Here is a 23907-nt window from a genome sequence, read left to right as displayed (position 1 = left end):
AATAGGCTCTGTTGATCTTATTTTTGAGATCAACAGAGCCTAGATAGGGGCTATATTACAAATTTACAAGGTCTAAGTTAATAAAAAAGCAGCTTAATTAGAAAACTGCTTTATTTTTTAAATACTTAGAAAGTCCTTTCAGCCAAGCATTCAACAAGAATAACCAAGCAATTGAACTAAATACGACACCTGCGACTGTTGTAGCAGTCACCCAAATTGCACTGTCCCATGCAAAAAAGAACAATGGGATAAACCACAAAGAGGCAAAAAAAGCCATCATAATAAATAACAGCACATTACGCATGATCCATAGGGCATGCGCATGAATCCAAACTTCGGCATTATCCACAATCGCAACTTTTCGTGCAAACATGTATGCAAACGCAGCAAACAAAATTGTAAATAATGCAAGAAACATGAACACGTAAGAAATCGCTACATAGCGACGATGCTGCTCAATATTGTCTTGCCCCATGCTCTATTTCACCTCAATCCATGCATTTTGCCAAATCAATCATGCAATGAAATTCAATTATTTTTTGGTCTTAAAATATAGGTGCTACTATATTGAAATTTTCAATATTTCGCACCTTTATTCACAAAATAATTACGTTAGATATGTTGCTTTTTTGACCTTAAACCACGTTGCATAGAGTGCAGGCAGGAAAAATAGGGTCAATAAGGTCGCAACAATCAATCCACCCATAATTGCAACAGCCATTGGACCAAAGAAAATACTGCGTGAAAGTGGGATCATTGCAAGAACTGCAGCAAGTGCTGTCAGTACAATCGGACGGAATCGTCGCATCGTCGCATCAATCACCGCATCCCATGCTGCTTGTCCAGCCTGAATATCTTGCTCAATCTGATCAATCAAGATCAATGAGTTACGCATGATCATACCAGACAAGGCGATTGTCCCAAGCATAGCCACAAAACCAAAAGGCTTATTAAACAATAGCAAGAATGCAACAACGCCTATTAACCCTAATGGTGCGGTTAACAATACAATCGTCGCACGCGACATACTGCGTAATTGAATCATGAGCAAAGTCATCACTACAGCTAGGAATAATGGCATTCCTGCATTGACTGAACTTTGACCCTTAGCAGATTCTTCAACGGTTCCCCCAACTTCGAGCAAATAACCATTTGGCAGATCATCACGCAAGTCCTGCATCTGATCAGCTAACTGCTGAACTACCGTGGCAGGTTGTAGATGGCTACGAATATCTGCTCTTACAGTAATGGTTGGTAAACGGTTACGATGCCAAATCAAGCCTTCTTCAAATCGTGATTCGATTTTTGCAATCTGTGCCAATGGGACTGTTGTGCCCTGTGTTGTAGGAACAGCTAAAGATGCCAAAGATGCCACTTCTGCACGCTCAGCCTGATCTCCTCGCAAGCGAATTTCAATTAACTCCCGTTTTTCGCGATACTGATTCATCACTGTACCAGTCACAGAAGCATTCAAAAAATTGGCTAAATCAAAACTCGTAACACCCATTTGACGCGCACGGTCTTGATCGATTTCGATAGCAATAATCTTACTTGGCTCACCCCAATCTAAATGCACATTGGTGGTATTCGGATCTTCACTCATCACTTTTGCCACTTTTTGTGCCCATAGACGCACGGTGCTCAGATCTTCTCCTGAAACACGATATTGCAATGGGTATCCCACTGGTGGACCATTTTCGAGCAACGAAACACGAGTACGCACTTGAGGCAATAACTGCTTGATTTGCGTTTCTAAAGAACGGCGAATTTCATCACGATCATCTAAAGACGATGCGAGTACGACAAACTGCGCAAAACTGGCTTGCGGTAGTTGTTGGTCTAAAGGTAAGTAAAAGCGAGGAGAACCTGTTCCAACATAGGCAACATAATTATCGATCCCTTTTTGTTTAGATAAGAATGACTCCACCTTTTTAACAGCCTGTTCAGTCGCTGTCAGTGACGCACCTTCTTCAAGCTTTAAATCCACTAAGATTTCTGCACGGTTAGATGGTGGAAAGAATTGTTGAGGAACGAATTTAAACATCGCAACTGATAAAACAAAGATTGCCACCGTGACTCCGATTACTGTTTTACGGTACGTAATACAGAGCTCCACCATACGACGGAAAGACTGATAAAACTTGGTTTGATAGGGATCATGGTGCTGTCCATGTGCCTGTACAACAGGTTCAGGCTGTTTCCGCAATCTCGCCCAAAGCCTCAAATACCATGCTGCTTTCTGTTGTTGCTTGGTGAAGTCAGGGAGTAATTTTTCACCCAAATATGGAACAAAGAGTACGGCTGCTATCCATGACACAATTAACGCAATGGTTACGACTTGGAAAATAGAACGTGTATATTCGCCAGTGCCTGATTGTGCCGTTGCAATCGGTAAGAAACCTGCTGCGGTAATCAATGTTCCTGTCAGCATTGGAAATGCCGTGGTTTGCCACGCAAATCCTGCTGCTTTGAGTCTGCTATAGCCCTGCTCCATTTTAATTGCCATCATTTCAACAGCAATAATGGCATCATCGACCAACAAACCGAGTGCAAGAATCAAGGCACCGAGGGAAATCTTATGCAGACCGACATCAAATAGATTCATCCCTGCAAAGGTCATTGCCAAAACGAGTGGAATAGACAAAGCCACCACCAGTCCTGTGCGAAACCCTAAGGAAAAGAAGCTGACCAATAAAACGATAATGACCGCTTCAGCCAATACCTTTAAAAATTCCTGAATACTGCGTTGTACTGCGACTGGTTGATCTGAAACTTTTTGAAGTTTCATGCCCACAGGCAATGATTTCTGCAAATGATTAAATTCGGTTTCTAAGTTTTTGCCCAAAGCGATGATGTCACCGCCTTTGCGCATCGAAACCGCGATGCCAATTCCATTTTCCCCCATAAAACGCATACGAGGTTGAGCAGGTTCACTGAAGCCCCGATAAACATCAGCAACATCCCCCAATTGAATGGTTTTATCACCGACCAATAGCGGCATTTTTTTCAGATCATCTACACTGTGCAAATGTCCACTGACGCGAAGTTGAATACGATCTGTGCCAGTTTCAAAGAATCCTGCACTTGCCATATCATTTTGCTTTTGTATCGCTTCTTGAATGGCTGTCACAGGTACACCGAGCTGCACCGCTTTGGTATTGGATAATTCAATCCATATTTTTTGATCTTGTAATCCGACTAAATTGACCTTGCTCACATCTTTGACTCGTTGCAATTGCAGTTGCAAACGATCGGCATATTCTTTCATTACCGCGTAGTCAAAGTCGTTCCCTGTAAGGACATAGATGTTGCCAAAAGTATCGCCGAACTCATCATTGAAAAATGGTCCTTGTACACCACTGGGTAACTGATGGCGAATATCATTGACCTTTTTTCTGACGTTGTACCAAACATCAGGTATCGCACTCGAAGGTAAACTGTCTTTAGCAACAAAAGTCACCAAAGATTCACCAGGACGTGAATAAGCCATGATGCGGTCATACTGACCAGTGGTCATTAATTCTTTTTCAATTCGATCGGTCACGAGTGTCGAGACTTCTTTAGCCGTTGCACCAGGCCAGTAAGTCTGTACCACCATCACTTTAAAGGTAAAAGGTGGATCCTCACTTTGCGACAGCTTGGAATAAGACATAATCCCGACGATGCCGAGTAGCAGCATAAAATAAAGCACAATGCCTTTATTTTTCAGTGCCCATTCTGAGAGGTTAAATTTCATGATTAACCTCCAGTTTTGATCGTGACTTCACGATTCTCTCGGTCTACAGAATGAATCTTTTGTTGCTCACGTAACAAATGCACACCACCAACCACAACCCAGTCTGTTGCTTTTAAACCAGACAGGACAGGAACACTATCTCGACCATAGGCACCCAAGCGAACTGGAACTTTACGTAAGGTCTTATTTGTCGTCACGACCCATACAAATGCCTGCTGATCATTAGCCGTCACACTAGAGAGTGGGACGCTGAGGACATTTGTTTGATTTGCAACAAAGAATACACGCGCACTTTGTCCCAACTGAATGCTAGATTGACCTTCCAATAAGGAAACCTTGACCGTAAATGTTCGAGATTGATCAGCAGCAGGAGAAACCTCTCGTACTTTAGCTGCAAAGCGAAGGTCTGGCTGAGACCACAGTGTGACCCAAGCAGGCTGCCCCACTTTAATCGTTGCGACTGCTTGTTCAGGGACTCCAAATACAACTTCACGCTCTCCATCAATCGCGAGCAGATAGGCAGCCTGTCCTGCTGCAACCACCTGACCCACTTCAATTTGACGTTCGGTAATCACGCCATTTTTATTGGAGATCAGCTGGTTATATCCCGTTTGATTCGAAGAAACTTCATAGTTTGAGCGTGCTTGTTGCAAACTTGCTTGCGCCGCTTCGTATTGATTTTTGATTGCATCAAATTGTGAGCGACTGACTGCATTTACTGGCAATAATTGCTGATAACGCTGATATTCTTGCGCTGCAATTTTTGCTGCTGCTTGTGCACTGTCTAGCTGTGCTTTAGCTGCATTAAGTTGTAACTGAGCATCTTTAACATCTAACTTCGCTAATACTTGCCCAACTCTGACTCGATCACCAACATCGACAAAGCGTTCGGTAATTTGTCCTCCAACACGAAATGCCAATGCCGTTTGCTGTCTCGCCTGTACATCACCTGCATAGCTTTTTTGATCAATATGATTACTACTCGGTTGCGCGACCATGACATAAGGAATTTCTTCCGTCTTTGGAACCTCTTTTTGACATGCTGTTAAAGTGACACTGCTGAGTACGAGCAATCCCACAATTACATGATTTAGCAGATTCATCTCTTTTTCGCTCTTATTCAAATTGATTTTTTAAGGCACAATATGAATATCATGATAAATTGTTTATTTTTTAATTAATATACCCATGAGTACACTAATTAAAAATTAAAGTTATTTATTTGATTTTTAATTTAATTAAAAGAGAACGATAACGTGCAAAACAGTAGTGGTCGCCCTAAAGATTTGGAAAAAAGAGCTAAAATTTTACAGGCTGCGAAATCTCTTTTCCTAAAAATGGGTTATCACGCTGCCAACATGAATCAAATTGCCAAAGAAGCAGGCGTCACGAAACTGACCGTGTATAACCACTTTCAAGACAAAGCCAATTTATTTATCTGTGCAATTGAAGAAACCTGTGAAGAATCTATTTGTGCTAAAGAAATCATTCTCACGGCAGAAACCAATTTTACACAAGCACTCTATCTGATGTGCCATCGTGCTTTAACTATTATTTATCTTCCTGAGGCATTAAAACTTGATCGTTTATTGTTCGAACTCGCAGCAGAACAAAGCCCTTTAACACAGCAGTTTTTCGATGCTTCACATACACGTATGAGCAATGTTTGGTGTAATTTTTTTGAGCAGGCAATTGCACTTAAATTTATTCGTGCTGACGATCCTTTAAAACAAACTGAATTAATCGTGTCTTTAATGTTGGGCTTACGTCATTACCGAGTTCTACTCGGATTGGATGAAGTGCCGACCGCGAATGAAATCGATCAGATGATTCAACAAGCGATTGAGCTTTTTTTGCTTAAATATCAACCCAAAAATTAAATAAAATTCACATTTTTTTACGTTCTGCTCTTGGATTGTCTCTCAATCGCGTTATAGTCGAATGAGAACATCAGGAGAAATAGAATGATTCAACAAATCACAGCTCCATTACGAGAAGACGTCCGTTTATTGGGCAACTTACTCGGCGAAACATTAAAACTACATGCTGGGCAAGATTTGTTTAATCAAATTGAGCAAATTCGCGCTTTAGCTAAAGGCGCACGTGACGGTCAAATAGAAGCAGAGAAGCAGTTAGAACAGCTTTTTCTTGGGCTAAAAGATGAGGAGATTTTGCCCTTAACACGAGCATTCTCACATTTTCTTAACTTCGCTAATATCGCTGAACAATATCACGTGGTACGTAGCCGACGTTATGCAGAGTTTGACGAGCATGCGCCTAGCCCAAATCCACTCACTCATCTATTTGAGAAATTTAAAAATCAGCAAATTTCTGAACAGCAATTATTTCAACAAATTTGCGATCTAAAAATTGAACTAGTACTCACAGCGCATCCAACAGAAGTTAGTCGTCGTACCCTGATCCAAAAATATGATGATATTACGGATTGTCTATCACAGCTTGATCAAAAGAAATTAACACCTCGTGAACGTCAACAGACCATCGCCACACTCAAACAGCTAGTCACCTCTGCATGGCAAACCGATGAAATCCGTCAACACCGCCCGACACCTGTAGATGAAGCAAAATGGGGTTTTGCAACGATTGAACAAACGTTATGGAATGCTGTACCTAAATTTATTCGTGAATTAAATGAATTAACACAACAGCATTGCCTGCAAGCTTTGCCTCTCAGCATAGCGCCGATCCGTTTTGCTTCATGGATGGGTGGCGACCGCGATGGTAATCCGAATGTCACTCATCAAGTGACACAGGAAGTTCTGTGGTTATCGCGTTGGCAGGCTGCAGATTTATACCTCCGAGATATTGAAAATCTACGTTGGGAACTTTCTATCCAAAATTGTTCTAAAGAACTTAGTGAAGCTTTAGGTTATGAACATCCTGAGCCATACCGTGAATATCTACGCATTACCCGTGAACGACTTAAAGCAACACGTTATTGTTTAGGTCAACGTTTACAAGGTTTGGATGCCGACGATAGCAATATCATTCGGAATAAAGATGAATTATTGGCCCCTCTTCTGCTTTGCTATCGCTCCCTTGTGGATAGTAACCTTGCTGAAATCGCCAATGGGCAACTGCTCGATTTTATCTATCGTGTGAATTGTTTTGGAATTGAACTACTCAAACTCGATATTCGCCAAGAATCGGGTCGTCATCGTCAAGCCATTTCTGCGATTACGGAATATTTAGGTTTGGGTAATTTCGAATCGTGGACAGAACAAGCGCGTCAAAACTTCTTGATTCAGGAATTACAAAGTAAACGTCCATTATTACCTAAGTATTTGAATGAGCCAGAAGGTAGTCTCATTCAACATCCAGATGTGCTCGAAGTGTTTGCCACTATGCGTACTCTAGCTGAGCAACCAGCAGAGAGTTTAGGGGCTTATATCATTTCAATGGCTGAATATCCTAGTGATGTGTTGGCTGTATTGCTGTTACAAAAAGAAGCAGGCATTCAACATCCTCTGCGTGTCGTGCCATTGTTCGAAACCTTGAAAGATTTGGACGGCGCTGCCAAGACCATGGATACCTTGTTTAATATGCATTGGTACAAGCAGCATATCCATGGCAAACATGAAGTGATGATTGGTTATTCTGACTCTGCCAAAGATGCAGGCTTTATGTCAGCAAATTGGGCTCAATATCGTGCACAAGAAGAACTCACCGCGGTTGCAAAAAAACATGATGTGCAATTAACCCTATTCCATGGTCGTGGTGGTTCAATCAGTCGTGGCGGTGCTCCGACCCAACAAGCTCTCTTTTCTCAACCACCAGGCTCAATCTCGGGTGCTATTCGTGTCACTGAGCAAGGTGAAATGATCCGCTTTAAATTTGGTTTAGAAGGGATTGCCTTACAAAACTTGGAAATCTATACCGCTGCGACCTTAGAAGCGACTTTATTACCACCGCCAGAACCTAAGAAAGAATGGCGTGATTTGATGAATCAGATGACGGATCTCTCCGTTAAGGTATATCGCCAAACGGTTCGTGAGAATCCAAATTTTGTGAGTTATTTGCGTACCGTTACACCAGAATTAGAGCTGCAAATGTTGCCATTGGGATCACGCCCAGCAAAACGAAAAGTCAGTGGGGGCATCGAATCTTTACGTGCAATTCCATGGGTATTTGCTTGGACACAAATTCGTTTGATGTTGCCCGCTTGGCTGGGAACTGGCACCGCAATTAATCAAGTGCATGAACAACATAAAAATACGCTCAATGACATGCTAGATCAGTGGCCGTATTTCCAAACCTTAATTGATATGTTGGAAATGGTACTGTCTAAATCAGATGCAGACATTGCGTTGTATTACGAATCTCATTTGACCGATGATCAGGACCTCAAAGCACTCGGGATAGAGTTAAGACAACGATTACAAAATGCGGTTGATACACTTTTGAATCTGAAAGGTGAGTCCAAACTTCTGAGCAATAATGAAGTCTTAGATCAGTCGATGCAGGTCAGAAAACCTTATCTACTACCACTTCATTTGTTGCAAGCTGAGTTGATGAAACGTCGTCGTTTATATTTAGCTGAGCATCAAACAGAACATACACCTGTTGATCATGCCTTAATGGTGAGTATTGCTGGTATTGCCGCAGGGCTTCGCAATACAGGTTAATCATTGTCTATGTCTAACCCTCATCAAATAATTCAGTTTGATGAGGGCTAAATTGGCAAAATATGCCAACTGGACAAAATTTTTTTAAATTTATTTTAAAAATTAAATTGAGCTATTTTGCAAATACAACAATCAAAATCAACAATGAATTCTAAAGTTTATTTACATATTTATTTTACCAAAAGGTAAAAATATGAAATTTATGACCATTTGCGTTCATTCAGATCAATGACCAATAGATGAAAGCATAATTTAAGACAGGGTATCATACGCGTTGATATCACATAATGAGTCTACTTTATGTCAAATTGGTTTCCAAAATGGCAGCCGTATCAGGGGAAGATTGATCATCGCCCTGTTGCGACAAACGAATATTTACCGCCCTTACAAAGCGCGGTACTCGGGGTACAACACGCATTTGCAATGTTTGGAGCAACTGTTCTTGCGCCATTACTGATGGGTTTTAATCCAAATCTCGCGATTTTAATGTCAGGGATTTGTACGATTATCTTCTTCTTGATCACAGGTGGACGTGTACCGAGTTATCTCGGTTCAAGTTTTGCGTTTATTGGTGTGGTTGCAGCCGCTACAGGTCACATCACCGGCTCTGGTGCAAACCCGAATCTATCAGTTGCACTTGGAGGTATCGTTGCTTGCGGTATCTTGTATGCTTTAATTGGCTTTGCCGTCATGTTGACAGGCACACGCTGGATTGAAAAATTAATGCCACCTGTTGTAACAGGTGCGATCGTAATGATCATTGGTTTAAACCTTGCCCCAGTAACAATCAAAGGCGTTGCAGGTCAGCCTTTTGAAATGTGGATGGCGCTCATCACTGTGCTGAGCATGGGTGTTATCGCGGTATTTACCAAAGGATTATTACAGCGTTTATTACTGTTGGTAGGTTTACTGATTGCCTATGCCATTTACGTCATCGCGACGAATGTGCTTGGCTTTGGAAAACCAATCGATTTTTCACAAATTGCAGCAGCACCATGGTTTGGTATTCCAAGCTTTTCTCATCCTACTTTTGATATGAATGCCATGTTAATTATTGCACCTGTTGCATTAATTTTAGTTGCAGAAAACTTAGGTCATATCAAAGCAGTAGGTGCAATGACAGGCGAAGACCTGACTCCTCAACTAGGTAAAGCATTTGTTGCCGATGGTTTAGCAACCACGTTATCAGGTGGTGTGGGTGCACCAGGGATGACGACTTACGGTGAAAATATCGGTGTCATGGCTGTTACCCGTGTTTATTCAACCATCGTCTTTGTAATCGCTGGTGTCTTTGCAATCTTTTTAGGTCTATCACCAAAATTTGGTGCGGTGATCAGCACAATCCCTACCGCGGTACTTACGGGTGCATCAATTGTGGTCTTTGGTTTAATTACCATTGCTGGCGCAAAAATCTGGATCGAAAACAAGGTCGACTTCTCTAATAATAAAAATCTGATCGTTGCATCTGTGACAATTATCTTGGGTGCGGGTAATTTCGAGTTATTATTCGGAAGCTTTAACTTAGGCGGAATTGGTACAGCAACCTTTGCCGCTATCTTTCTGAATGTTCTGTTTAGCCTAAAAAAATAAAAATTTAATTATCAAAGGCAGCATGAGCTGCCTTTTTTCACCCTGTTCAATTGGTTATACGATTCCACCATTTACTCGAATAGTCTGAGCATTAATCCAGTTACCATCATCACTAACTAGAAAATTAAGTACCGCCGCGATGTCTTCAACTGTGCCCAAACGCTCAAGTGGGGATGCTTTTGCCAATTGAGCAATCAACTCATCACTTTTTCCTTCAAAAAATAATTCCGTTGCAGTTGGACCTGGTGCGACTGCATTCACAGTAATATTTTTAGCTCTAAGTTCCTTGGCTAGAATGGCGGTCAAAGACTCAATCGCAGCTTTAGAGGCGGTATATATTCCATATCCTTCTAGTTTCATACCAATCACACTACTCGATAAATTAATAATTTTCCCGCCTTGCTCAAGTCGTTTCGCTGCTTCTCGCATGGCATACAACGAGCCTTTTAGATTAATCGCAATCACTTTATCGATTGTTGCATCATCCAATAGCGCAATTTTTTTGAAATTCATAATGCCCGCATTATTGATCAGAACATCTATTTTTCCATACGTATTAATCACGTAATCAAACAATAATTCCACCTGATTTGATTGGCTGACATCCGCTTTAAATCGGCTCGCAGTACCTCCAGCCGCTTTAATATTTTCTACGATTTGAGTGGCTTGTTGATCATTATTGGCATAGTTAATCACCACCTTATGTCCTTGTTGCGCTAACAAAGTTGCGGTAAAAGCACCAATTCCGCGTGATGCACCTGTAATCAGAACAACTTTTTTATCATCACGATCATTTGAAGATGTATTCATTATAGACCTCACATAAGTCAACTTATCATTGAATACCAATCATGATAATGTTCTGTTAGAGGCAAATAATCCTGATAAATTCGGCATCATTATCCGAAGAATACGAACAAAAGAAGGGTGCTATGGATAAACTCAATGCGATGTCAGCATTTATACAGGTGGTTGAGCATAAAAGTTTTACTAAAGCAGCGCAGTTCCTTAATTTACCTCGCTCGACCCTTACTGATGCTGTCCAGCAATTGGAGGCTCAACTCAATACACGTCTACTTTTTCGCACAACTCGTCAAGTGAGCCTGACTGATGAAGGTGCGACCTATTATCAACATTGCAAATATATTCTGGCTTATATTGATGAATCCGAAAATGACTTCATTCATGCTAAGCCTAAAGGCACATTAAAAATCGAAGTGCATGGAATCTTCGCATCCCATTTCATCATTCCACATTTACATTTATTTTTAGCAGAGTATCCAGACATACAACTTCATTTGACTGAAAGTGACCGATATGTCGATCTCATAAAAGAAGGAATTGATTGTGTTATTCGAATCGGACAACTGAATGACAGTGAACTTGTCGTTAGAGCACTAGGACAGGTTGAACAAATCACACTTGCGAGCCATAAATACTTAGAAAAATATGGTGTACCAAAAACATTAGCGGATTTAAAACAGCATTTTATGGTCGGGTTTTATTCTTCAGCTCGACAAAAACCACTACCTTTAGAATTTGTAGTGCGTAATGAGTTAAAGCTATATGAGCTAAATTCAATGCTTCAAGTCAACGGCGCTCACTCATTCTCAGCCGCAGCAATTCAAGGTTTTGGAATTATCCAAGCACCTCGTTATGGTCATTTAGAAGAAATTGAAAATGGACTACTTTGCCCATTATTAACAGAATATATCGTCCCCTCTTTACCAGTCTCTTTGCTTTATCCATCTAAAACATTGGTCTCGCCTAGACAACGTGTGTTTATCGATTGGGTTGTCCAGCATTTTAAAGATCATCCTTTAAGATAGTACTCAAAAATAAAGAGCCACAAATGCGGCTCTTTTTTCTTTTAATTTAAAGCATCTTTTAACTGCTGAATGTTCCCCAACCATAACTCATATTCATCGGACTCTAGCCACAACTCCTTCAGTTCAGAATCATCAGCAACTATTCGTTCCAAAACACGCTTCGCCAATGACAACAGATCATCACTTGGTTGCTCCGAAATGGTTTCTAACCATTGATCTACTTTCTCAGTGTAAACATCGGATTGAGTCCCTTTGCCAAGACGCTTTGCAATGACTTCAACCGCAGCAATGGCTTCCATCGCTAAATCAGCATCTAAATACTCATCGCCCTCATCAAGTGCCACCTGTAAAGCAGCCTCAATCACTGAAAAGTCTGTCGCATCCTCTAGTTCGTATGCCCAGTCATTTGCAGTGTCATTTCCAAACGATTCATGTGACCATGTTCCCATCATTTTTTCCTTTTTTATTGTTCAGTATTAAAATGCTCAAAGTTACTCTTGGCTTTGTTGTTTATACTTTTCTTCTAAAACATTACTAATAATGCTTTCAATCATCCACACTCGATACAAACTATTAAACACATAAGTTTGTCCGTCTATACGAAATTCTAAGACTGGAAAATCAGGTTGATGCTTTTCCTGACACAGAACATCATTTTGCTTTAAGCATTGTTCAACATCTTGTTCAGTCAGTTGGTCAATATCCAAACGCTTTTGCATTTTTTGAAAATGCGCCTTAAAGGATAAATCTTTTCCACGTGTCCAAACCGCTTCTAAAATCTCATGCATGCAGTCGACTTGTTGCTCAATAGGGACGCTATAAAACAATTTTGCCATTTCATAGGTTGCCTCTTTGGTTGGTCGACAAAAAGGTGTAAATGCAACTTGTGTCCGCTTAGACACTCGTGTTGCCAAACTCCAATCAAACCAATCACGTCCGTGATAACTTAATGGATGCACGCTTAATTGGATGTTGTAATAATTTGCCAGTTCTTCTTTGATGTAGGCGAGTAATAACCAGCTCATTGGATCTTCAAGAGCGATATATAAATCCAGCTCTGGATGCAAACCTTGAACTTCAGTTATAGACTCACCGTCATTGATTAAATGCTCTCGCCACTCAATATGATTAATCAAAAAGATGGGATTACCCGTAAGTAGTTTTTGTTGTTTTAAACGGCGGGTCAAACGTAATAAATCATCAACAGCTTGATACTTACGCTCACCAAATTCGAAATAGCTAGCAATCACTGGCACATCTTTAAAAATGCGTTCTGGGTAATTTTGTGGAGTTTGATGCTTGCTGGCCATGGCATGCAAAGTACGTAATTTTCCATATTGCTGCTGCCAAAGCATATGAAAGACATCTTCTAGTAAATGTAAAAAATTTTGTTCTCTTAATGGCGTATTTCTTAGAATTGTTTCTGCTTGTTGTAAGGCTTCTGCTGTTGGTATTTCAGGTGTATCGTCAAATCCAAAACGATGCTGTTTTGCTAGAATCTTGGCATCATTTAGACAATATTGAAGCCAATCTTCGGCTGTCATTCCATTTGGGGGTTCTGCACCCTGTCTAGATATAATCACCTTTAATGGTTTGAGTTCGTCACTCAAAATCTCATTCAACTGATCCAGTTGTTGTACCGCAAGATAACTATAAACATCGTCTAAACGAAGATAAATGCTTAAACCCTGTTCCGTGGGTAATTCCGCCTGACGAGAAGGTTTTTGGTAAAACCAACGCGATCGGATGGGATCAAACCAACGACGTAACAAAGACATGTCGATAGCCTCTAATGGTCATAAAATCTGTAAGTGAATGAAATTGTACTCACGTATCAATTTATACGTCAGCAAAAATTATCTTCAGTATCTAATAAAATCAAAAAAAAATCCCCCTTTTATTGTAAGAGGGATCTCGCCGCTTTAAGCGGCGATCAGAATTACAGAACGCGAACAGCGCCTTTTGCTGCGCTCGTAGAGTGCATTGCATAAATCTTAAGTGATTTAGAAACTTTACGCTTGCGCTCTTCAGCTGGATGCCAGCCTTTTGCTTCTTGAACCGTACGACGATGAGCCATCGTTGCATCATCTACATTCAAGTGAATCGTACGATTTGGAATATCGATTTCAATGGTATCACCATCTTCAACCAAACCAATCGCACCGCCTTCAGCAGCTTCAGGAGACACGTGACCAATTGATAAGCCTGAAGAACCACCAGAGAAACGACCATCCGTAATCAAAGCGCAGTCTTTACCTAAACCTTTAGATTTCAAGTAGCTTGTTGGATACAACATTTCTTGCATACCTGGACCACCGCGTGGACCTTCGTAGCGAATCACAACAATGTCACCTGCAACGATCTTATGATCTAAGATTGCTTCAACCGCTGAATCTTGGCTTTCAAAAACACGTGCTGTGCCGGTGAATTTCAGAATCGATTCATCTACACCCGCTGTTTTAACGATACAACCATCTAATGCGATGTTACCGTAAAGTACAGCCAAACCACCGTCTTTAGAGAAAGCATGTTCCGCATTACGGATTACGCCTTTCTCACGGTCACCATCAAGCGTTGAATAATAACGGTTTTGTGAGAATGCGACTTGCGTAGGAACACCGCCTGGTGAAGAGCGATAGAACTCATAAACATCAGGATCTTCAGTGCGAATAATATCCCACTTATCTAAAGCATCTTTCAGTGTTTTTTCATGTACGGTTGGGCAAGAAGTATTCAGTAGATTGGCACGATCAAGCTCACCTAAGATCGCCATAATACCGCCCGCACGATGCACATCTTCCATATGCACATCAGATTTTGCAGGTGCAACTTTAGACAACACTGGTACTTGACGAGACAAGCGATCAATATCATCCATTGTAAAATCAACTTCAGCTTCATGTGCAGCTGCAAGTAAATGTAATACAGTGTTGGTTGAACCACCCATTGCAATATCAAGCGTCATTGCATTTTCAAACGCAGCTTTAGTTGCAATTGAACGTGGCAAAATGCTGTCATCATTCTGTTCGTAATAACGTTTCGCAAGTTCAACAACTAAACGACCCGCTTTTAGGAATAATTTTTCACGATTGGCATGAGTTGCAACAATTGAACCATTGCCTGGTAATGATAAACCTAATGCTTCTGTTAAACAGTTCATCGAGTTTGCAGTAAACATACCTGAACATGAACCACAAGTAGGACACGCAGAGCGTTCGAAAGCAGCAACCTCTTCATCGGTATAGCTTTCATCAGCAGCAACAACCATCGCATCAACAAGGTCAATCGCTTTTTCATCGCCACGGAATTTAACTTTACCCGCTTCCATTGGGCCGCCAGAAACGAAAACCACTGGAATATTAAGGCGCATAGCCGCCATGAGCATTCCTGGTGTGATCTTGTCACAGTTCGAGATACAGACCATCGCATCTGCACAGTGTGCATTGACCATGTATTCAACTGAGTCAGCAATCAAATCACGTGATGGCAATGAATACAACATGCCGTCATGCCCCATCGCAATACCATCATCTACCGCGATGGTATTAAATTCTTTCGCTACACCACCAGCAGCTTCAATTTCTCGTGCAACCAGTTGCCCTAAATCTTTAAGATGCACGTGACCTGGAACGAATTGGGTAAATGAGTTGACGACCGCAATAATTGGTTTGCCAAAATCTTCATCTTTCATACCTGTCGCACGCCATAAACCGCGCGCGCCAGCCATATTTCTTCCATGTGTTGATGTTTTCGAACGATAATCAGGCATTTTTTATTCCCAACAAGTTTGTGCTCGAGATGAATAGGACATTCTCTCTGGCGAAATGATACTGAGCTTTTCCCATCATACTACAAGTTATCGTTTAACTGATGACCAGCGAACCTATCTTTTTTTGTTCAAAGACAATTCCTTTCACCTAATTAGGGACTAGTGGCTTTTTGGCTTATAATTTGGGGTAAATTTTCTGTGGATTATCTTTGTGAAGATCATTTTTGCTGGTACGCCTGAATTTGCGGCAACCGCATTGGCGGCATTATTAAAAACACCACACCAGATTATTGCGGTTTACACTCAACCTGATCGTAAATCAGGACGCGGACAAAAGCTTACGCCATCTCCTGTAAAGCAACTTGCACTTGAACATGGTTTACCTATTTTTCAACCACTGCATTTTAAAGCGTCGACTGAAGAAGGTTTTGCTGCTCAACAAGAGTTAGCAGCTTTGGGTGCTGATGTCATGGTAGTCGCCGCTTATGGTCTGATCTTGCCACAAACCGTATTAGATATGCCTAAATATGGTTGTTTAAACATTCACGGTTCTCTATTACCTCGTTGGCGTGGAGCAGCTCCGATTCAACGTGCAATCGCAACAGGAGATGCTGAAACAGGTATCACCATCATGCAAATGGCAGCAGGTTTGGACACAGGCGATATGATGTACAAAACCTATTGCCCAATTACTGCAGAAGATACCTCTGCAACCTTGCATGACAAGTTGGCAACTCAAGGTGCTGAAGCCATTTGTACCGTGCTTGAATCTGAGCAAAGTTTGCAATCATTTATTGCCAAACGTGAAGTTCAAGATGAATCCCTGACGGTTTATGCACATAAATTAGTAAAATCAGAAGCACGTATTGATTGGACACAAACTGCAATCCAAATCGACCGCAATATTCGTGCGTTCAACCCTTGGCCTGTGGCTTTTATTCAATTGGATGAAAATAACGCCTTACGTGTTTGGAGTTCAATGCGCTCCGAGATCAGTAAAGCAAATGCTCAATTAGGTGAAATTCTTGCAATTGATAAGCAAGGCGTACATGTCGCTTGTGGTGAAAACAGTGTCGTGTGCTTAACCAGTTTACAGTGGTCAGGTGGTAAAGCGCTCAATGCTGTCCAAATTGCCCAAACTCAAAAATTACATCTTGGACAAATTCTCCCATGAGCCAATCGAATCAATCATCTACAAAAAATCTGAATCTACGTGCGCAAGTGATCAAAACACTTTTGGCTGTTCAAAATGGGCAATCTTTGACTTCCGTATTGAATCAACATATCAATATGGTCTCTGAACGTGATCGTGGTTTATATCACGAACTGACTTTAGGTTGTTTACGCCAGTGGTTTTCATTAAAAGCCATTACCTTACCATTGCTTACCAAACCGTTAGACAATGAAGCATTAGAAAGTTGTTTATATCTTGGTTTATATCAAATTTTATGTACCCGTATTCCTGTACATGCTGCAATCTCGGAAACTGTAAATGCTGCTAAGCAATTAGGTTTCGAGCCAATGAGTGGTTTGGTCAATGCGATTCTGCGTCGTGTTTCACGTGAAACAGATGAATTTCAAATAGCTTTGAATAATACACATGGTTTACCAAGTTGGTTATTCAAACGAATCAAAAAAGATTGGCCTGAGCAAGCAGAGCATCTGTGCCAAGCCTTAAAACAAGTCGCGCCACTCACCCTGCGCGTCAATGAACGCCAAGTTAGTCGTGATGAATATTTAGAGATTTTGGACGAAGAACAGATTGATGCTCGTCCTTGCATGCTTTCCGACGTTGGTATTGTTTTGGAACAAACGGGCAATATTACCCATTTACCAGGTTTCGAAGAAGGTGGCTTTTCTGTTCAGGATGAACATGCACAATTGTGCGCCACGCTTTTACCGAACCTAGATGGCAAAGTGGTGGTTGATGCTTGTGCTGCACCAGGTGGAAAAACAGCACATATCCTTGAGCGCTTTAATCCTAAAAAGCTAATCGCATTAGATCATGATGCAAAACGTTTATTGCGTGTTTCTGAAAATATCGAACGTCTTGGCTTAGATCAAACTGAGGTGGAGATTATCGCAGCCGATGCCACCACATGGCAGGCACCAGAACCCGTCGATTGTATCGTGCTGGATGCACCTTGTTCTGCAACAGGTGTTATTCGTCGTCATCCGGATATTCGCTTGCTCAGACAATCCACAGACATCGCACAAACCGTGGCTTTACAGCAACAGATTTTGAGACAGATGTGGCAACAGCTTAAAGTTGGCGGTACGCTGCTTTATATCACCTGCTCAATATTAAAAGTCGAGAATGAGCAGCAGATGGTCGATTTTTTTGCAGACCATCCCGATGCAAAAGAAATTAAAATCTCTGCAGATTGGGGTATAGAACAGATTCATGGTCGTCAGCTGTTGCCTTCAAATCAATCAGGTGATGGTTTCTATTATTGTCATATCCAAAAACAAGCGTAATAAAAAAGCAGGCTTAAAAGCCTGCTTTTTTTTTAAGAATCAATCACAGCGTATGCTGATCTTTAACTTCTTCAAGAACATCATCTAAATCTTCTGGATTCTTCATTAGGTGGCGAATCGACAAAGCGAGTCCACCCCATAAAAACACCATTGAAATAATCATCATTACGATTGCTGAAGTATTCATAATTTTATTCTCCTAGCGATCTTTCATTCTGCTTAAAACTAGCGCAACGACAGCACAGAAAATGACACTGCCCCATCCAAACACGCCTTGTAAGCTCATACTGTAAGTATCGTAACCGTTCTTAATCAAGTTAATCACTGTCATGCTCAAAGTCGTTAACAGGATCAATGATGTGATCACAGTAAGCGTAAACGCCCAACCTTTACCTAACTGAATCGTAGAAATACGGTTCACATGATCACGAAGTTCAATCAAAGCAGAGCGTTTAAACCAAGCAATACTAATGATAGAAACCAATGCTCCGCCAATAATACCGATGTTATTGATGAAGTGATCCACAATATCCACCAGCTTAATGGCATTAACGCTTGAGAATAAAATCACTGAAACTAGCGCACTACCACCACCGATGATCGTTACTGCCTTCTTGCGTCCCCATTTCAATTTATCCTGCATTGCTGCGATTGGCACTTCAAGAATACTCACCATCGATGAAATACCAGCAACAAACAACGATGAGAAGAACAACAGACCAAATACGTCTGCGCCTGCACCTAAGCTTGAAATAATTTTAGGGAATGCAATAAATGCCAGACCAATACCACCACTTACGACATCTTTAACTTCTGTACCCGCAGCATGTGCCATAAAGCCAAGTGCAGCAAAAATACCAATACCAGCAAGGATTTCAGTCGATGCATTGGCAAAACCAACGATCAAACCAGAGCCTGTTAAGTTAGTTTTAGGCTTCAAGTAAGATGCATAGGTCACCATGATCCCGAAACCTACAGAAAGTGAGAAGAACGTATGACCATAAGCTGCTAACCAAACTTTATAGTCCATCATCGCTGCCCAGTTTGGCGTAAAGAAAGCATTTAAGCCTTGAACCGCACCAGGTAAACGTAAAGATTGAACAACAAGGATAGTGAACAATACGAACAGTAAAGGCATGAAAATCTTGTTCGATAATTCAACACCTTTTTTAACCCCACCATAAAGAATGATGAGTGTTAATGCCCAAATTCCCACAATTGGCCAAAATAGATGACTAACAAACTGAAAATCAAAACCTGAAGCTTTTGAAGTTTGTAGGTAAGTATTAAAGAAAAAGCTTTCAGGATCACTACCCCACGCTTGCCCGATAGAGAAATAAATATAACTTCCCGCCCAAGTCAAAACACTAGCGTAATATAAACCGATGATAATACAGACACAGACTTGCCACCAACCTAATGTTTCACCGCCTTTAAACAAAGAACGATAAGCTTTCGGTGGAGAATTACGTGCACGATGACCTGTGGCATAATCTAAAAATAAAAGTGGTAAACCCGCAGTGATAAGTGCCAATAAATACGGGATAAGAAAGGCACCACCACCATTTTCATAGGCAACATATGGAAAGCGCCAGATATTACCTAAACCTACAGCTGAACCTACAGCTGCAATAATAAAACCAGATCGTGATGTCCAGTTTTCACGAGAATCTGCCATAGAACACCTAATATATTCATGTGGCACTTTTCAAACTGCGTTCACTTGTTATTATCCAACAGAGAGAAAAGTACCGTAAAAATCTTGTTTTGCTTGCATGAAAGTTCAACCTTGTGGGTCTCTTATTTCCATGTACAAACAAGCAAAAACCAAACCATCTTCCTTAAAGATTGGATTTTGTTTTTCTGCTTTTAATAGCTGAACAATACCTGTTTTTATTTCTTTTTACTGTAAATTCCTGACGAAAAAATCACACTTTTCGAGCGTTTGATTATTTTTCAACTCAGTCAATAGTTGACCTTACAGTCAAATGATAAATTTAAGATACAGAAAACTATTAGGTGCAGAATCACAAGGTCTACCTGAATAATCTATTGCTTGATCGCCAGCAACCGTTCTTCCTGCATATCTCGAATCGCGGATTGAATTCCCTCTCGACCTAAGCCTGAGTCTTTCACACCGCCATACGGCATATTATCGACACGGAAGGTTGGCACATCATTGATAATTACACCTCCTACATGTAAATGGTCCCATGCATACAACATTTTATTGAGATTTTGTGTATAAACTCCTGCTTGTAATCCAAAACGACTTTGATTAATTGTTGCAATTCCTTGCTCGAAATCCTTATATTTTTCTAAAATGGCAACAGGGCCAAATGCTTCATCTTTATAAATTTCTAACTTTGAATCAACATTTTCCAATAAGGTAGGTTCAAAACAAACACCATCTAAAACACCACCAACAAGTATTTTTGCACCTTTCTTCTCGGCTTTATCAATCCATTTTTTCAGTCGAATCGCTTCAGCTTCTTTAATCATTGGACCGACCAACGTCGTTGCTAAGCTTGGATCATCAACTTTAATTTTTTTTAATTTCGTGATTAATCTCTTTTTTAGATCCGCATAAATATCAGCATGCACTAAAATCCGCTGCACGCTGATACAAATCTGACCTGCATGACCATATGCTGCACCAATTAAACGGTCAATCAAAGCATCATCAATGATTGCATCCGCCTCAATCATCACCGCAGCATTACCCCCCAATTCAAGCGTAACCTTTTTACGACCTGCTCTCGCTTTCATATCCCAGCCGACTTGATCAGAACCCGTAAAGCTGAGCAACTTAAAACGATCATCGGTAACTAAAATATCCGCCGCTTGGCGATCACAAGGCAATACTGACCATGAACCTTTAGGCAAATCTGTTTCAGCCAATACCTCTGCAATTTTAAGCGCACTAATTGGCGTTAAACTTGCTGGTTTCAGTACAAAAGGACAACCCGCTGCGATTGCAGGTGCGATCTTATGCGCTACTAAATTCAAAGGAAAATTAAATGGACTAATTAAGGAAACTGCACCCATCGGCACCTGTTTAACCATCCCACGATAACGAGAAGCTGCTGGTGTCACAGCTAAAGGTATTATTCGGCCATCATCCATTTGAGTCACTGCATCCGCAGCCAATTGGAAGGTATTAATCAGCCGTTCAACCTCAGCACTTGCTGCACCACGAGGCTTGCCACCTTCCGCAATCAAAATCTCAGTCAATTCACCACGCAATTCATTGAACCGTTTAACGCAATGCAACAATATTTTTTGTTTTTCAAAAGGTTTTAAAGCAGCCATTTCAGCTTCGGCTTTAACAGCTGATGCAATTGCCTTTTCTAGAGTTTTAGCATCAGCCAAAGCAACTCGTGCGAAAACATGAGCCTGATATTTATGATGTACATCTAACCACGCTGCTGTTTTTACCGCTTTACCAGCCAAATATAATGGATATTCAACAACGTTTTCTTGCTCTTTCATTTCTTATTCTCTTTTCAAAAAACTAAAATTAGACTACTGCATAATTTTACAGATCACTATATGATTCGCCCAATCTATGATGAATTCACAACAATTCATTACGGTTTACGCTCATAAATTAGGACTATACGATGAAAATTTTAAAAATATCGATGCTTGCTTTAGGAACAAGCCTTTGTGGTTTAGCACAAGCAGATGTTATTGGTGTCAAAGGTGATGTGAGTTACTGGGCATACGACGGTAAAGCAAATATGGCAACCCAAACTTCTGCTCAAGATCAAGACCTTGACCGTAAAGGGGCTGCACAAATTTCTCTTGCTGTTGAACACCCTGTTCCATTAATTCCAAATGCAAAAATCCGTTATGTGAATTTAAAAACACAAACTGAAAATGAAGTTTTAGGTCAACCTGTTTATGACTTAGATATCGATCATACCGATTTCATTCTATATTATGAAATTCTCGATAACGTTGTGAATGCAGATGTTGGTTTTGGTGCAAGCAATTTGAATGGCGATGTCAAAACGTTGAATTTAACAAAAACTGATATCGATAAAACAATTCCAGTGATCTACGGTTCAGCTGGGGTCAAACTACCGTTTACAGGTTTGAGTGCTAAAGGCGAGTTACTCTACAGCAACTTTAATGATGCTAAAATCACAGATGCCCAAGCAGAATTACAATATAACTTTATTGATAATTTATTAGTCGATGTAGGATTGAAAGCAGGCTACCGTATCTTAAACATCGAATTAGATGATTATGAAAAAAATGATCTTAAATTTGATTTTAAAGGGCCATATGTTGGTTTAGACATTCATTTCTAAATCAAATTAATGAAAAAGCGGAGTCGGATGATTCCGCTTTTTTTTATTATGAAGTATATATTTGCCATGTAAGCTTAAGCCTACAACCATCGTCGTCATTAGCGAATAGTTCAATTGAAAACTTTGCCCTATCATATAAAACATAAAGAGACAGGAAGTCTCATTGAAAATAACAAGATACGCAGGAAGCGGTCGTTGATAAGGAATATAAACGACAAGAAACTGAATACTAAGAAGCCCCGTCAGGATGATGGGGCTTCTTTTTATTTATCATTTTATGCGTGATTTAAAGACTTTTAAGATAAGCAATTACTTCATCATGCTCTGCCATTTCTGCAAGCTGCAGCGCAGTATATTCGCCTTTATAAGCCACATTTGCCCCTTTACTCACTAGTAGCTTCACCACCGCCAAATGATCATTCTCAGCAGCAGCCTGTAACGCGCTATACCCTTCATCATCAGTCTGGTTTGGATCTATACCGTCAGCCAATAATTGTTCGACTTGTTCCATATCACCAAGAGAAGCCCAATAGACCAGTTCAGGAAGATGAAGTTCATCATCGTTTTCAGGGAGTGGAGAGAATGAATTGAGTTTCATCAGAAATACCTAATTTTTTTATTTAAGATAAAGTGTTTTATACTGATCAGCTAGCTCCTTAGCCTTTTTCATTTCTTGGATATTAAAAATTTGAGTAAAATTCTTCAAATTTTTAATTGCCTGATCATTTCCTGTTTCAGCTGAAACACTAATCCATGCGTAAGCTTTATAATAATCTTGTTCAACACCTAAACCTTGAGCAAATAATAAACCATACTCATTTTGAGAAAAAGAATAACCAGCTTTTGCTGATTTTTCATACCAAAAAGCAGCTTTAGTATAATCTTGTTTAACAAAGTTCCCTTTGCGAAAAGCATTACCTAAATTAAATTGAGATTGCAAATCTCCTGCATTCGCAGCCTTTTTAGTATATTCAAAACTTTTCAGGATTTTTTTGTACTCCAATACCTTCATAATACATAATCGAAAGATTTGCTAAGGAGGGAGCATAACCTTTTTGAGCAGATTGATTAAATAAGTTAAAAGCCTTTTCTACATTCTTTGGGACACCTAAACCTTGAAAATACAAACTTGCTAAATAGTGTATTGCCTGAACGTTTCCCATTTTTGCTGATTTTTCAAAACTGTCAAAAGCAACTTTATAATTTTTTTGATAATAAGCTTTTAGACCTGTATCCAAGTCATTGATTGCAAAAGCCATACTTGGAACTAATAAGCTAACAACCAATACCAACAAGCCTTTTTTCATATCTACTCCATGTCCCTATACAAATATAGAGGGATATTAGCACAAGCCAATTTATTTATTCTTCACGCAATAAAAAACACCCCTAACCGTCAGGTTAGGGGTATTTAGATTTAAAAGCTGGCGATGACTTACTCTCACATGGCAAACGCCACACTACCATCAGCGCGAAGAGGTTTCACTTCTGAGTTCGGGAAGGGATCAGGTGGTTCACTCTTGCTATTGTCGCCAGCAAA

General features: G+C 40.4%; 20 protein-coding genes and 1 rRNA gene. 7 read left to right on the top strand and 14 right to left on the bottom strand.

Annotated elements, in window-relative coordinates; genetic code table 11:
• Nucleotides 1–97 precede the first annotated feature (97 nt).
• The 3 genes from H2677_RS00200 to H2677_RS00190 all read right to left on the bottom strand — a co-directional run bounded on the left by H2677_RS00200 (nt 98) and on the right by H2677_RS00190 (nt 4839).
• Nucleotides 98–475, bottom strand: a complete 378-nt coding sequence (locus tag H2677_RS00200; RefSeq protein ID WP_004910303.1) for a hypothetical protein — start codon at nt 473–475, stop codon at nt 98–100.
• A 132-nt stretch (nt 476–607) separates the two neighbouring features.
• Nucleotides 608–3736, bottom strand: coding sequence for an efflux RND transporter permease subunit (locus tag H2677_RS00195; protein WP_212638911.1), 3129 nt, complete (start codon nt 3734–3736; stop codon nt 608–610).
• Nucleotides 3737–3738: 2 nt separating this feature from the next.
• Nucleotides 3739–4839, bottom strand: a complete 1101-nt coding sequence (locus H2677_RS00190) for an efflux RND transporter periplasmic adaptor subunit (RefSeq protein ID WP_212638910.1) — start codon at nt 4837–4839, stop codon at nt 3739–3741.
• A gap of 153 nt (nt 4840–4992) precedes the next feature.
• Between H2677_RS00190 and H2677_RS00185 the strand changes: the two genes are divergently transcribed.
• The 3 genes from H2677_RS00185 (at nt 4993) to H2677_RS00175 (ending at nt 9972) form a co-directional block, all read left to right on the top strand.
• On the top strand, nt 4993–5616 hold the full coding sequence (locus H2677_RS00185) for a TetR/AcrR family transcriptional regulator (RefSeq protein WP_004910315.1): 624 nt from the start codon (nt 4993–4995) through the stop codon (nt 5614–5616).
• 84 nt (nt 5617–5700) lie between these two features.
• Entirely contained in the window at nt 5701–8382 is a 2682-nt protein-coding gene (ppc, locus tag H2677_RS00180; protein ID WP_212638909.1) for a phosphoenolpyruvate carboxylase, read from the top strand.
• Nucleotides 8383–8682: 300 nt separating this feature from the next.
• Nucleotides 8683–9972 (top strand): solute carrier family 23 protein, encoded by a 1290-nt coding sequence (locus H2677_RS00175; protein WP_004910321.1) that lies wholly within the window; start codon nt 8683–8685, stop codon nt 9970–9972.
• A 54-nt stretch (nt 9973–10026) separates the two neighbouring features.
• Here the strand turns inward: H2677_RS00175 and H2677_RS00170 are convergent, their stop codons facing one another.
• Complete coding sequence (locus H2677_RS00170) at nt 10027–10782, bottom strand: SDR family oxidoreductase (protein ID WP_212638908.1); 756 nt, start codon at nt 10780–10782, stop codon at nt 10027–10029.
• 122 nt (nt 10783–10904) lie between these two features.
• Here H2677_RS00170 and H2677_RS00165 point away from each other — a divergent pair, with 122 nt between their 5' ends.
• Nucleotides 10905–11801 carry a LysR family transcriptional regulator gene (locus tag H2677_RS00165; RefSeq protein ID WP_212638907.1) on the top strand — a complete coding sequence of 299 codons (897 nt, stop codon included), beginning with the start codon at nt 10905–10907 and terminating at the stop codon, nt 11799–11801.
• Between the two features lie 41 nt (nt 11802–11842).
• On the opposite strand, the gene H2677_RS00160 is transcribed toward H2677_RS00165, so the two are convergent.
• The 3 genes from H2677_RS00160 to ilvD all read right to left on the bottom strand — a co-directional run bounded on the left by H2677_RS00160 (nt 11843) and on the right by ilvD (nt 15570).
• Nucleotides 11843–12250, bottom strand: coding sequence for a DUF4259 domain-containing protein (locus tag H2677_RS00160; protein WP_004965172.1), 408 nt, complete (start codon nt 12248–12250; stop codon nt 11843–11845).
• 42 nt (nt 12251–12292) lie between these two features.
• On the bottom strand, nt 12293–13579 hold the full coding sequence (locus tag H2677_RS00155) for a hypothetical protein (RefSeq protein ID WP_129261245.1): 1287 nt from the start codon (nt 13577–13579) through the stop codon (nt 12293–12295).
• A 161-nt stretch (nt 13580–13740) separates the two neighbouring features.
• The gene (ilvD, locus tag H2677_RS00150) at nt 13741–15570 is read right to left on the bottom strand and encodes a dihydroxy-acid dehydratase (RefSeq protein ID WP_004951068.1); all 1830 of its coding nucleotides are present in this window, start codon (nt 15568–15570) and stop codon (nt 13741–13743) included.
• 211 nt (nt 15571–15781) lie between these two features.
• Here ilvD and fmt point away from each other — a divergent pair, with 211 nt between their 5' ends.
• Nucleotides 15782–16744 carry a methionyl-tRNA formyltransferase gene (fmt, locus tag H2677_RS00145; RefSeq protein WP_212638906.1) on the top strand — a complete coding sequence of 321 codons (963 nt, stop codon included), beginning with the start codon at nt 15782–15784 and terminating at the stop codon, nt 16742–16744.
• Nucleotides 16741–18048, top strand: a complete 1308-nt coding sequence (rsmB, locus tag H2677_RS00140; protein WP_130576320.1) for a 16S rRNA (cytosine(967)-C(5))-methyltransferase RsmB — start codon at nt 16741–16743, stop codon at nt 18046–18048. The genes fmt and rsmB overlap by 4 nt, the downstream gene beginning before the upstream one ends.
• A gap of 43 nt (nt 18049–18091) precedes the next feature.
• On the opposite strand, the gene H2677_RS00135 is transcribed toward rsmB, so the two are convergent.
• The 3 genes from H2677_RS00135 to H2677_RS00125 form a co-directional block, all read right to left on the bottom strand.
• On the bottom strand, nt 18092–18235 hold the full coding sequence (locus H2677_RS00135; RefSeq protein WP_004910340.1) for a methionine/alanine import family NSS transporter small subunit: 144 nt from the start codon (nt 18233–18235) through the stop codon (nt 18092–18094).
• 12 nt (nt 18236–18247) lie between these two features.
• Entirely contained in the window at nt 18248–19726 is a 1479-nt protein-coding gene (locus H2677_RS00130; RefSeq protein ID WP_004910343.1) for a sodium-dependent transporter, read from the bottom strand.
• 371 nt (nt 19727–20097) lie between these two features.
• A complete protein-coding gene (locus H2677_RS00125; protein WP_212638905.1) occupies nt 20098–21540 on the bottom strand; it encodes an aldehyde dehydrogenase family protein in 1443 nt (480 codons plus the stop codon).
• A 131-nt stretch (nt 21541–21671) separates the two neighbouring features.
• On the opposite strand from H2677_RS00125, the gene H2677_RS00120 reads away from it, so the two are divergent.
• Nucleotides 21672–22367, top strand: a complete 696-nt coding sequence (locus H2677_RS00120) for a TIGR04219 family outer membrane beta-barrel protein (protein ID WP_039908699.1) — start codon at nt 21672–21674, stop codon at nt 22365–22367.
• A gap of 286 nt (nt 22368–22653) precedes the next feature.
• On the opposite strand, the gene H2677_RS00115 is transcribed toward H2677_RS00120, so the two are convergent.
• The 4 genes from H2677_RS00115 to rrf all read right to left on the bottom strand — a co-directional run bounded on the left by H2677_RS00115 (nt 22654) and on the right by rrf (nt 23904).
• Nucleotides 22654–22965: an ankyrin repeat domain-containing protein gene (locus H2677_RS00115; RefSeq protein WP_005403491.1), complete on the bottom strand. Its 312-nt coding sequence runs from the start codon at nt 22963–22965 to the stop codon at nt 22654–22656.
• An 18-nt stretch (nt 22966–22983) separates the two neighbouring features.
• Complete coding sequence (locus H2677_RS15980) at nt 22984–23379, bottom strand: tetratricopeptide repeat protein (RefSeq protein WP_228301659.1); 396 nt, start codon at nt 23377–23379, stop codon at nt 22984–22986.
• Nucleotides 23339–23674: a tetratricopeptide repeat protein gene (locus tag H2677_RS15975; RefSeq protein WP_228301658.1), complete on the bottom strand. Its 336-nt coding sequence runs from the start codon at nt 23672–23674 to the stop codon at nt 23339–23341. Before H2677_RS15975 ends, H2677_RS15980 begins: the two co-directional genes overlap by 41 nt.
• Before the next feature lie 115 nt (nt 23675–23789).
• Nucleotides 23790–23904, bottom strand: a 5S ribosomal RNA gene (gene rrf, locus H2677_RS00105).
• Between the last annotated feature and the right edge of the window lie 3 nt (nt 23905–23907).

Source organism: Acinetobacter junii (genome assembly GCF_018336855.1).
In the GTDB taxonomy this organism is placed as follows: Bacteria; Pseudomonadota; Gammaproteobacteria; order Pseudomonadales; family Moraxellaceae; genus Acinetobacter; species Acinetobacter junii.
This window is presented reverse-complemented; position numbering and strand designations above follow the sequence as displayed.

What these genes read in the sequence shown, in the direction of transcription:
- H2677_RS00200 (WP_004910303.1), bottom strand. Translation starts at nt 475, where the DNA reads ATGGGGCAAGACAATATTGAGCAGCATCGTCGCTATGTAGCGATTTCT.
- H2677_RS00155 (WP_129261245.1), bottom strand. Translation starts at nt 13,579, where the DNA reads ATGTCTTTGTTACGTCGTTGGTTTGATCCCATCCGATCGCGTTGGTTT.
- H2677_RS00130 (WP_004910343.1), bottom strand. Translation starts at nt 19,726, where the DNA reads ATGGCAGATTCTCGTGAAAACTGGACATCACGATCTGGTTTTATTATT.
- H2677_RS00190 (WP_212638910.1), bottom strand. Translation starts at nt 4,839, where the DNA reads ATGAATCTGCTAAATCATGTAATTGTGGGATTGCTCGTACTCAGCAGT.
- ilvD (WP_004951068.1), bottom strand. Translation starts at nt 15,570, where the DNA reads ATGCCTGATTATCGTTCGAAAACATCAACACATGGAAGAAATATGGCT.
- H2677_RS00135 (WP_004910340.1), bottom strand. Translation starts at nt 18,235, where the DNA reads ATGAATACTTCAGCAATCGTAATGATGATTATTTCAATGGTGTTTTTA.
- ppc (WP_212638909.1), top strand. Translation starts at nt 5,701, where the DNA reads ATGATTCAACAAATCACAGCTCCATTACGAGAAGACGTCCGTTTATTG.
- H2677_RS00115 (WP_005403491.1), bottom strand. Translation starts at nt 22,965, where the DNA reads ATGAAACTCAATTCATTCTCTCCACTCCCTGAAAACGATGATGAACTT.
- H2677_RS00170 (WP_212638908.1), bottom strand. Translation starts at nt 10,782, where the DNA reads ATGAATACATCTTCAAATGATCGTGATGATAAAAAAGTTGTTCTGATT.
- H2677_RS15980 (WP_228301659.1), bottom strand. Translation starts at nt 23,379, where the DNA reads ATGAAGGTATTGGAGTACAAAAAAATCCTGAAAAGTTTTGAATATACT.
- H2677_RS00160 (WP_004965172.1), bottom strand. Translation starts at nt 12,250, where the DNA reads ATGGGAACATGGTCACATGAATCGTTTGGAAATGACACTGCAAATGAC.
- H2677_RS00165 (WP_212638907.1), top strand. Translation starts at nt 10,905, where the DNA reads ATGGATAAACTCAATGCGATGTCAGCATTTATACAGGTGGTTGAGCAT.
- rsmB (WP_130576320.1), top strand. Translation starts at nt 16,741, where the DNA reads ATGAGCCAATCGAATCAATCATCTACAAAAAATCTGAATCTACGTGCG.
- H2677_RS00175 (WP_004910321.1), top strand. Translation starts at nt 8,683, where the DNA reads ATGTCAAATTGGTTTCCAAAATGGCAGCCGTATCAGGGGAAGATTGAT.
- H2677_RS00195 (WP_212638911.1), bottom strand. Translation starts at nt 3,736, where the DNA reads ATGAAATTTAACCTCTCAGAATGGGCACTGAAAAATAAAGGCATTGTG.
- H2677_RS00120 (WP_039908699.1), top strand. Translation starts at nt 21,672, where the DNA reads ATGAAAATTTTAAAAATATCGATGCTTGCTTTAGGAACAAGCCTTTGT.
- H2677_RS00125 (WP_212638905.1), bottom strand. Translation starts at nt 21,540, where the DNA reads ATGAAAGAGCAAGAAAACGTTGTTGAATATCCATTATATTTGGCTGGT.
- H2677_RS15975 (WP_228301658.1), bottom strand. Translation starts at nt 23,674, where the DNA reads ATGAAAAAAGGCTTGTTGGTATTGGTTGTTAGCTTATTAGTTCCAAGT.